The sequence below is a fragment of the Actinomadura montaniterrae genome (assembly GCF_008923365.1).
In the GTDB taxonomy this organism is placed as follows: Bacteria; Actinomycetota; Actinomycetes; order Streptosporangiales; family Streptosporangiaceae; genus Spirillospora; species Spirillospora montaniterrae.
On record NZ_WBMR01000420.1, the window covers coordinates 1 to 3,307 of the forward strand.

Consider the following 3,307-nt stretch of genomic DNA (forward strand, 5'->3'; position numbering starts at 1 on the left):
CCGGCGAGGTCGAGCTGCTGGCCGGGGACGGGCAGGTCACCGGCCGGTGGCGGTGCCCGGCGGAGGCGGCGCGGGTCGTCGTCGTCCGCGACGGGACGCCGGTCGAGGCGGGCCGCGACGGGTTCCGCGAGCGGGTGCCGAACGGCCGCACCCACCACTACCTGATCAGCGCCGTCTACCTGGACGCGGCGGGCCGGGAGGTCGCCACGCCGGGCGTGCGGGCGTCGGTGACGCCGAGCGCGCCGCCCGTCCCGGTGTACGAGCTGTCCGCCGAGCCCGACCCGGCCGACCCGGGCCTGCTGCGGGTGCGGTTCGCGCCGCCCGCGCACGGGACGGCGGAGCTGGTGCTGTCGGCGGGGCCGCCGCCGTGGCCGCGCAGCGCGCTCGTCCCGGTGGAGGAGGTGCGGCGGGAGACGCGGCGGCTCGCGGGCACGCCGACGGCGGGCGGGCTCGCGGTGCGGCCCGGCGCGGGCGGCTGGCTGCTCGCCGTGACCGTCGCGGAGGGCACCGCCGCGATCGGCGCGTACCACCGGTACGTGAACCTGCCGCCGCCGCGGCGGCTCGGGGCCGAGCGGCGCGGCGACCACGTGCACGTCGGGTTCGACTGGCCGCCGGACGTCACGGAGGTCGACCTCGTGTATCGAATCGGGGTGTACCGGATCGGCCGCGACCCGCGCCGCCCGTCCGGCCCGGACGCGGAGCGGCACGCGACGGTCACCCGCGCCGCGTACGACACGCAGGGCGGTGTCCGGCTGCCCGTCCCCGAGGACGAGCCCGTCGAGGTGGCCGTCGCGGCGGCCGGCACGGTCGGCGGGGCGCGGGTGACCGGCCCGCCGGTGACCGCCGAGGTCGCGGCGCGCACCGTCGTCCGCTACGACCTGGAGCGGTCGGGGCCGCCGTGGCGGCGGTCGCTGACGCTGCGGCTCACCTGCGCGCGGCCGCTGCGGGTGGCGCGGCTGTCGCTGGTGCTGCGGCGCGGCCGGGTGATGCCGCACCGGGCGGGCGACGGCGAGACGCTCGGCACGTGGGAGCAGGTGCCGGTGCCGGGCGAGCTGTCGGTGGCCGTCCCGGACGCGTCCGCGCCGTACTGGCTGCGCTGCTTCGCCGATGATGATGTCATCGAACTCACCGATCCCCCGATCCGCCGACTCCAGGTCCCGTGATGACCAGACCCCTCGCCCGCCTGCCGGGCGCGCCCGCGCGGCTCTTCCCCCGGCACGGCGTCACCTGCCCGTACTGCTTCGCGTCCGTCGCGCCGCAGCGGATCCTGTTCCGCTGCCGCGGGCAGGCGGGGCGGCGGCAGGGCTGCGCGCCCGTCCTCGACGAGAGGCTCGCCGCCTACACGGGGTCGACGGCGGGCGCGTCGCTGCCGCCGGTGTTCGCCGCGCCGGGACGCAAGGGCCGCGCCGACTGCCCCGAGTGCGGCGTCCCGACCGGGAACCGGGCGTGCCCGGAGTGCCACAACCCGCTGCCGTCGGCGTACTGCGACTCCCCCGGCCGGATCGTCGCGCTCGTCGGCGCGAAGAACGCCGGCAAGAGCACCTACATCGCGGTGCTGCTGCACGAGCTGATGAACCGGGTCGGCACGGAGCTGGACGCCTCGCTCGTCGCGTGCGACGACCGCACCATCGAGCGCTACAAGCGGGACTTCGCGCGGCCGCTGCTGGAGGAGCGGCGGCTGCTGCCGACGACCGCGAGCGCCGCCACCGGCCCGCGCGAACCCCTCGTCTACCTGCTGACCCGGACGCGGCGCGGACGCTGGTCGCGCGCGCGCAACGACTCGCTCGCGCTGGTGCTGTTCGACACCGCCGGCGAGGACCTGCGCAGCCGCGAGGTCACCGACCTGCACCTGCGCTACCTGGAGGCCGCGGACGCGATCATCTTCCTGGTCGACCCGCTGGAGCTGCCGGGCGCGCGGGCGGGGGTCTCCGACACCGTCCCGGAGCCGCGCGGGCCCGGCGACGACCCCGACAGCGAGCCGCTGAACATCATCGCGCGGGTCACCGACGCGCTGCGGCAGCGGCACGGGACCCGCCCCGGCGAGCCGCTGCCGGTGCCGGTCGCGGTCGCCCTCACCAAGATCGACGCGCTGCGCCCGGACCTGCTGCGGCAGTCGGCGCTGCGCCGGTCCAGGTCCGGGACGGGCGTGCTCGACCTCGACGACCGCGAGGCGGTGAACGAGCAGGTCCGGGCGCTGCTGCACGAGTGGCAGGCCGGGCAGCTCGACACCTACCTCGGGCAGCAGTACGCCGAGCACGCGCTGTTCGGGCTGTCGGCGCTCGGCGGCGTCCCCGAGGACGGCCGGGTCGGTGCGGGCGGCGTCCGCCCGCACCGCGCCGAGGATCCGCTGCTGTGGCTGCTGTACCGGTTCGGGATGCTCGACGGCGTCCGCCCCGGAGGTCCGTGACGGTGGCGTGGCAGCTGCACTACACCTCCGCGCGGCGCGGACCCACCGGCCGGGCCGGGTTCCAGTTCGTCGCGGAGACGCCGGGCCTGCCCGACGGCGTGCGCGCTGCGGTCACGCCGTACATGTCGTACCGTCCGCCGCCGGACGCGCCGCTGTCCCCCGACGACGCCGAGCTGGACCGGTTCCCCGTCTCGCTGCTGTACGACCGGGTGGACGGGCGCCCGCTGCTGCTGCGCTGCCGCTACCTGGGGCGCGACTACTCCGGCCGGTACGGCAACTTCTTCGCGCACGCCGTGGTCGCCGACGACGACGAGCTGGAGGGGCTGCGTCCCGCCGAGCTGTGGCACGCGCCGCTGTGGACGCCGCTGCCCGGCGACGGCGACCTCGGCGAGCTGGACGACCTCGCGCCGGGCGCCGCGCTCGACCCCGAGTCGCTCGCGGCGTGGCTCGCCGGGTCCGGGACGCCCGGCGCGTACGGGACCCTCGCGCGGCTGGTCGACGCGGTCGCCGGGGTCCTCGGCCGGGGCCACGGCCGGATCGTGCTGGTCGCCGCCGACGTCGAGCTGATCGCCCGCTGGATCGCGGTGGTGTCGTACTCGCTGCCGGTCGCGGCGGCGGCGCGGCTGTCGTTCACCACCTACACCGCCGACCCCGACGGCGCCGCGCAGCGCCTCGTCGGCACCACCCCGGACGTGTGGAACGCGGTGCGGCACCACGCGTCGCACGCGCTGGCCGTCGACCTGCGCGCCGGCCTCGGCGGCGGCGGGGCGTCCCGCTTCGCGCGGACCGTCGCGGCGTGCTGGCGCGACGCCGACTTCCCCGCCCTCGACGCGCTCGGCGAGCTCGCGCTCGTGGACGGCGCGGCGCCGTCCGACCCCGCGGTGCTGGACGGCGCCGCGA

2 protein-coding genes and 1 pseudogene are annotated in these 3,307 nt (G+C 77.8%); all 3 read left to right on the top strand.

The features are described 5' to 3' along the window. Positions 1–1,163: pseudogene (locus F9B16_RS52080) on the top strand (hypothetical protein); the annotation flags it as partial. Then, a complete protein-coding gene (locus F9B16_RS49795; RefSeq protein WP_151547253.1) occupies positions 1,163–2,407 on the top strand; it encodes a TRAFAC clade GTPase domain-containing protein in 1,245 nt (414 codons plus the stop codon). The pseudogene F9B16_RS52080 and the gene F9B16_RS49795, both read left to right, overlap by 1 nt. 2 nt (positions 2,408–2,409) lie before the next feature. Further along, a partial coding sequence (locus tag F9B16_RS49800) for a GAP1-N2 domain-containing protein (RefSeq protein ID WP_449700505.1) occupies positions 2,410–3,307 on the top strand: 898 nt, incomplete at its 3' end.

Coding starts and splice junctions, on each gene's coding strand:
- F9B16_RS49795 (WP_151547253.1), top strand. CDS start 1,163: ATGACCAGACCCCTCGCCCGCCTGCCGGGCGCGCCCGCGCGGCTCTTC.